The 6925-nt window shown below is 46.9% G+C and carries 5 protein-coding genes and 1 tRNA gene; 2 read left to right on the top strand and 4 right to left on the bottom strand.

Annotated elements, in window-relative coordinates; translation table 11 throughout:
- Positions 1–168: 168 nt before the first annotated feature.
- On the bottom strand, positions 169–1512 hold the full coding sequence (locus tag FHQ23_RS10990; RefSeq protein ID WP_139614364.1) for an NCS2 family permease: 1344 nt from the start codon (positions 1510–1512) through the stop codon (positions 169–171).
- Between the two features lie 260 nt (positions 1513–1772).
- Between FHQ23_RS10990 and priC the strand changes: the two genes are divergently transcribed.
- Complete coding sequence (gene priC / locus FHQ23_RS10985) at positions 1773–2354, top strand: primosomal replication protein PriC (RefSeq protein ID WP_176552311.1); 582 nt, start codon at positions 1773–1775, stop codon at positions 2352–2354.
- 352 nt (positions 2355–2706) lie between these two features.
- Positions 2707–3684, top strand: a complete 978-nt coding sequence (locus FHQ23_RS10980; protein ID WP_139614362.1) for an ABC transporter substrate-binding protein — start codon at positions 2707–2709, stop codon at positions 3682–3684.
- 250 nt (positions 3685–3934) lie between these two features.
- Here FHQ23_RS10980 and ettA read toward each other — a convergent pair whose 3' ends face one another.
- From ettA to FHQ23_RS10965, 3 genes are all read right to left on the bottom strand, one after another.
- Positions 3935–5605, bottom strand: a complete 1671-nt coding sequence (gene ettA / locus FHQ23_RS10975) for an energy-dependent translational throttle protein EttA (RefSeq protein ID WP_139614361.1) — start codon at positions 5603–5605, stop codon at positions 3935–3937.
- A 129-nt stretch (positions 5606–5734) separates the two neighbouring features.
- Complete coding sequence (locus tag FHQ23_RS10970; RefSeq protein WP_139614360.1) at positions 5735–6700, bottom strand: calcium/sodium antiporter; 966 nt, start codon at positions 6698–6700, stop codon at positions 5735–5737.
- Between the two features lie 122 nt (positions 6701–6822).
- A tRNA-Asn gene (locus tag FHQ23_RS10965) sits at positions 6823–6898 on the bottom strand.
- Positions 6899–6925: the final 27 nt, after the last annotated feature.

The raw sequence follows: 6925 nt of genomic DNA, 5'->3' as shown, positions 1-6925 counted from the left end.
TTTAAATATTAGCAACCATTTTGTCTACTAGGCATGGTAGATCTCAAAATTAGCAACCATTTTGTCTACTATGCCAACAAATATCAACAGATCCTAGTAACCGCACTTTGACTCTTTCCGCTTTATTTAACGGTAGCTGGTCAAAGTGCGGTTTTGTTTATCGGCGATTTAATTAATTGCCCAACCGCCAGCATAGAAGCCAACCAGAATAATCGCGATAATCACCGTGCCGATATTCAGTTTTTTGATTTCGCCGGATACCAAGCGTCCGATCACCAAAGAGGCGAAGCCCAACATAATTCCAGTCACGATATTTGCGGTCAGCACAATAAACACAGCACAAATCAAGCCGCTCATAGCACCGATGAAGTCATCAAAATCCAGTTTACTGACATTGCTCAGCATTAATAAGCCGACATACATCAAGGCTGGTGCCGTGGCATAACTGGGCACCAAGAAGGCCAGTGGCTGTAAAAACAGCATGAACAGAAATAGCACACCGACCACAATCGCCGTGATACCGGTTTTGCCTCCGGCAGCCGTGCCGGCAGCAGATTCAATATAGACTGCAGCCGGTGCTGTACCGAACAGACCGGACATTATGCTGCTAACGGAGTCTGAGGTTAATGCTTTGCCGCCATTGACGATTTGCCCGTCTTTGTCGAGTAAATTCGCTTGTCCGGCAACCGCACGAATTGTGCCGGTGGCATCAAAAATGGCGGTCATCACGAGGGCAAACACCACTGGCAAAATAGCAGGTTGCAACGCACCCATAATGTCCAAGCCGAATGCTAGCGAGTTTTCTCCAAAACTTGGCACTTTTAACACGTCACCGCTGAATTTCACATTCGGATCTGCAATCAAGCCAACTAAGGTAATTGCCACGATCACCAGCAAAATGCCGCCTTTGACGCGTAAACGTTCTAAACCGAGAATAAAAGCTAAGCCCAACAATGACATAATCACGGAAAAAGAGCTGAAATCGCCCATTTTCACCGGCAAACCGGCATTGTTGGCGACCACTAAGCCGACATTATTGGCTGCAATCAGTAATAAGAACAACCCGATACCGATGCCGGCACCGTGCGCGATGCTGCTTGGCAGATTACGTAAAATCCAAGTGCGGATTCCGGTCACGGAAATTAAGGTGAACACCACCCCCATTAAAAAGACGGCACCCAGGGCAACCGGAATACTGACTTGCTGTCCGATAACCAAGCTGTAAGCCGTAAAGGCGGTTAATGAGATCGCACAGCCGATTGCCATTGGCGTATTCGCCCAGAAACCGATTAAAATCGATCCTAATCCGGCAACCAGACAGGTGGCGATAAACACTGACTCTGGCGGAAAACCGGCATCGCCCAGCATACCGGGTACAACAATCACAGAGTAAACCATGGCTAAAAATGTGGTGAGTCCGGCAATAATTTCCTGACGGAGATTGCTGCCACGCGCGCTAAGGGCAAAGCGTTTTTCCAGCAGTGGAGCTTGCTGTGAAGATGAAGTGGTCATCGACATCGTTCCTTATGTTAAGTTGTTGCTAGGGTTAAAAGAAATAAAAAAGAAAGGTTAGGGCATTCCCTAACAAAATAAAGCGTGGGTATTTTACCTGAGCGAAAGTACTCAGTGCAACTTTTCAACAGAACTGTGGTATTTGTGTTACGGGCCATTTGTCGAGTGCGGAGAATCCGATAACAATCGCTTCGCGCTATCGGCTGAAAAATGCTAAGATCTGCAATAAGATGATAGACAAGGAACAAAAAGAGGTGCCAATGTCACGGCTTGCAATTCAAGCACGGCTAAACGAAATCGAAGCGTATTTTCAGGCACTGTCGATACACAAGGATATGCCACTGCACCGAAAATTGGATCCGCGGCTTTTTTCACCAGACAATGAAACGCTGGCGCAATGTTTAGCGCAGGCACTGACCACTTTGCAGATTGTGCAACAGGCTTGTGTTGAAGGGCAAGATGAGGCGCTGACCGCATTTTATGCAGAAAAACTGACAGCGCAATACTATGTTTTGCAGGAACTGACCGGCGACAACCGCACTTTTTATCAGACAAAGGCATCTGGCAAAGAGGCGGATCGTAATCAGCAAGCACATGAGGTACATCGTTTGCCACCACCACAACGTTTAGCAAAATATTATGAGTTTTTAACCCGTTTTAATGATTTGATTGCTGAACAATACACGCAACTGCTTGCTTGTGAAATAAGCGAAAAAAGTGCGCGACAGCAGAAAATTGCTACGCTAGAACAGCGAAAGCAACGCTGCCAAGCGGCGATCGATCATTTAGAAGAGTATTTGGCTTTTGTCGAAGCGCGACAGAAGAAAAGTGCGGTTTTTTAACGATATTCTGTCACGTTGCAAAAAAACTAAACCGTAATATAAATGCCTTGCTCCATTCGTGATTCAGGGTATTTTACGTCGGTTGGTTATTGAATAGTCGTGAAGTGGTTAATATCTCGCTTTAAGAGATGGATTTAATCTTCTACAATTTAGATACTGCTGCGTGGTGGATGTCAAATGTTTTGCCATAAAACAGCCGTACCTTTTAAGTTGAAGCAAGCCTCAACTTTTGGTGGCTAATAAGATAAAAGTGCGGTTTTTTGTTGAACTTAGTTAAAAAGTATTTATACTATTAAACTAGTACATCGGTACAGAGTTGTAATAACTTACTCAGCAAGAAAGGACATGATTTATGAAATTGACAAAAACATTATTAGTGACCGCACTTGGCAGTTTGGCAGTGATCAGTGGTACAGCGGCGGTGGCTGCGGCGCCGCAGAAGGTAGCAATAACCACGATTGTCGAGCATCCGGCATTGGAGGAGATCCGTAAGGGGATTATTGATCAGTTGGCGAACGAGGGGTTTGTTGACGGTAAAACCATTAAAATTGATTATCAAAATGCACAGGGCAGTTCAGCCACCGCAGGGCAAATTGCGCGTAAATTTGTGGGGGACAATCCGGCGGTGATTATTCCGATCACGACACCAAGCGCCCAGCCGGTTGCGGCAGCAACCCGGCAAATTCCAGTGATTTTCAGTGCAATTACTGACCCTCTGGCAGCAAAATTGGTGAAACAGTGGGGAAAAAATGAGGGCAATGTCGCCGGTGTTTCCGATCAAATTCCGTTGGAACCGCAGGTGGAGCTGATCCGTACGTTGGTGCCAAATGTGAAAAATATTGGCTATGTGTATAGTCCCGGTGAAGTCAATTCAGTTGCGGTGCTGGAAATGTTGAAAGTCGCAGCAGAAAAACAGGGCATCGGTGTGTTGGCAGTGCCGGCACAGCGCACCATCGACATCAGCACTGCAGCCAAAAGTTTGGTGGGTAAGGTGCAGGTGATTTACACCTCGACCGACAATAACGTGGTATCGGCTTATGATGCGTTGTATAAAGTGGCGGTTGAAAATAAAATCCCGTTGATTGCGGCAGATTTTGGTTCGGTTGAACGGGGGGCAATTGCGGCATTGGCGACCAACCAATATAACGTTGGGGTTGAAACCGGCAAAATGGCGGCACAGGTTCTGCGTGGTGTGAAAGTGCCGGATTTAGCAACCGTTCGTATGACTGATCTGGATCTGTACCTTAATCCACAAGCTGCAGCGCTACAAGGCGTGAGTGTGCCGCAGGCATTATTAGAAAAAGCGACTAAAATCGTGGGAGCTGAATAATCTATATCAGCGGGCTTAAGCAGAAGAAAAGGGCGGATAAACCGCCCTTTCAGATTATTGACAAAGGTCATAGATAAGGCAGCGTGGGGGCGGATTATATATCCGCCCATTTACGAAGTGCGGTATAAGCACTTAATCAATAACGAAAAAATGCAAAGTGCGGTTCGGGCGGATATATAATTCGTCCCTACTTTTACAATAAATATTGTGCGTTTTAGCCTTTGTCATTATAAATCAACATACAAAAAGATTATTTCGCAATCCGTTTGTACTTAATTCGGTGTGGTTGCACCGCTTCAGCGCCAAACGTTTTCTTTTTCCACTCTTCGTAATCGGTGAAGTTGCCTTCGTAGAAGCTGACTTTGCCTTCGTCGCCGTAGTCCAAAATATGGGTGGCGACCCGGTCTAAGAACCAGCGGTCATGGGAAATCACCAAGGCACAGCCGGGGAATTCCAAAATCGCATTTTCCAACGCACGTAGGGTTTCCACATCGAGATCGTTGGTTGGTTCATCGAGCAGCAATACGTTGCCACCGGTTTGCAGCAATTTTGCCAAATGCAAACGCCCACGCTCGCCGCCGGACAGTTCGCCGACGCGTTTTTGTTGATCTACACCTTTGAAGTTAAAGCGTCCGACATAAGCACGGCTTGGGATTTCAAAGTTGCCGATCTTCATGATATCCAAACCACCGGACACTTCTTCCCACACGGTTTTTTTGTCGTTCATGCTGTCACGGAACTGATCAACTGAGGCTAATACCACGGTATCACCTAGGGTAACATTGCCGCTGTCCGGTTGCTCTTGTCCACTTAACATTTTGAACAGCGTGGATTTCCCGGCGCCGTTTGGGCCGATAATGCCGACAATTGCCCCTTTCGGAATGCTGAATGACAGATCATCGATCAAAGTGCGGTCGCCGTAGGATTTGCTCAGATTGCTGACCTCGATCACTTTGTCGCCTAAACGTGGACCCGGTGGAATAAACAATTCGTTGGTTTCGTTACGTTTTTGGTAATCGCCGCTGTTCAATTCATCAAAGCGCGCCATCCGTGCCTTGCTTTTTGCCTGACGGCCTTTTGGATTTTGGCGTACCCATTCCAACTCTTTCTCGATCGATTTCTGACGGGCAGATTCGGTCGCCGCTTCTTGTGCTAAGCGTTTCTCTTTCTGTTCCAACCAAGAAGAGTAGTTGCCTTCCCACGGAATGCCTTCACCACGGTCAAGCTCCAGGATCCAACCGGCAACGTTATCTAAGAAGTAACGGTCATGGGTGATCGCCACCACCGTGCCTTCGTAATCATGCAGGAAACGCTCCAACCATGCGACAGATTCGGCATCGAGGTGGTTGGTTGGTTCGTCCAACAGCAGCATATCTGGTTTTTCCAATAATAAACGGCACAATGCTACACGGCGGCGTTCGCCCCCGGACAGATGTTCGATCTTGGCGTCCCAATCCGGCAGACGCAGCGCATCGGCGGCACGTTCCAGTTGGTTTTGTAGGTTGTGACCGTCGTGGGCTTGGATAATCGCTTCTAATTCGGCTTGTTCTGCCGCCAGTTGATCGAAATCTGCTTCGGGATCGGCATACAGCGCATACACTTCGTCCAACCGTTTTAATGCATTGGAGACTTCACTTACCGCTTCTTCAATCGCATCACGCACGGTTTGCTGTGGATCGAGTTTTGGCTCTTGCGGCAAATAGCCGATTTTGATGCCCGGTTGCGGGCGAGCTTCGCCTTCGATATCGGTATCAATCCCTGCCATAATGCGCAGCAGCGTGGATTTTCCGGCGCCATTTAAGCCGAGCACTCCGATTTTGGCGCCCGGAAAAAAGCTGAGGGAAATATTTTTCAAAATATGACGCTTTGGCGGCACGACTTTGCCGACACGGTGCATCGTATAAACAAATTGGGTGGACATGGTGGTTTTCCTTTATTTATCGGATAAAAATCACCTTATTATAGGCGAAATTGAGTGTTGGTGCTACGGCAGAAACGCAAAGTGCGGTCAGATTGAACGCCTGACCGCACTTTGGCTCAGTAAGAGAAATTAACCTGCAATCTGCATAAAAATAATGCTGTTATAGGCGATATAGCATAACAATAACATCAGCCCTGCCCAGCGTTTAATATAACCGTTTGGATTTTGATAACGATAGCCAAAGATAAAGAGAATGGCGGTCAGGAACAACATCATCGGCATATCACGGGTTATGATTTCATGATCGGCTTGCAACGGGTGGATCGTAGCGGCTAAACCGACCACGGCAAGGGTATTGAATAGATTTGAGCCGATAATATTGCCCAGTGCCAAATCATGTTGATTTTTGCGTGCGGCGGCAATTGAAGAGGCTAATTCAGGCAGTGAGGTGCCAACGGCAACAATAGTAAGACCGATCACTAGTTGGCTAACCCCAAAATGGTTGGCGATGGTTACCGCTCCCCAAACCAACAGCTGTGAGCTCAGCACCAGTACAATTAAGCCAAATAGCAATAACCCGATGGCTTTACCGATGTTGATGTTGCCTCGATTTTCATCAGCATCTTGCTCCCGAACCGCACTTTTTACTTTTAATCCGTCACGAATGCTGACAAACATAAAGATTGCGAACATCAATAAAATGATGATGCCATCAAAACGGCTGATATCACGATCGAATAATAATCCGGCAGAGACCAGTGTGACGGCAAGCAACAGTGGCAGCTCTTTTTTCAAAATAGAGGGCGCAACCAATACAGGGCTGATCAAGGCGGTGATACCTAAAATCAACGCAATATTGGCGATATTTGAGCCGTAAGCATTGCCGAGGGCGATCCCTGGATTGCCTTGTATTGCCGAGGTAACCGAAACCACAATTTCAGGGGCAGAGGTGCCGAAGCCGATCACTAACATCCCAATTAACAATTTAGGCATGCCAAAATATTGTGCGGTTTCACTGGCACCATCGACAAATTTGTCGGCACTCCAGACCAATAGTATTAAACCGATGATAATGGCGCAACAAGCAAGCAGCATAAGGGGATAAACTCCAGATAAAAATAAAGCCCGTAACCAATAACGGTTATGGGCTAAACACTGTTGGCTTACAAAAAGCGTTTACAAAAGGAGACAAATAAAAGCTCACCAACAGAGAAAATTGGCTCCTCCTGCTGGACTTGAACCAGCGACATACGGATTAACAGTCCGCCGTTCTACCGACTGAACTAAGGAGGAAATGTTTGTTTTTCAGCATACAATGCC

Origin of the sequence: Testudinibacter crocodili, from assembly GCF_006228025.1 — a bacterium.
Classification (GTDB): domain Bacteria; phylum Pseudomonadota; class Gammaproteobacteria; order Enterobacterales; family Pasteurellaceae; genus Chelonobacter.
The sequence above is the reverse complement of the archived record's forward strand: the minus strand, read 5'-3'. Positions and strand labels throughout refer to the sequence as shown.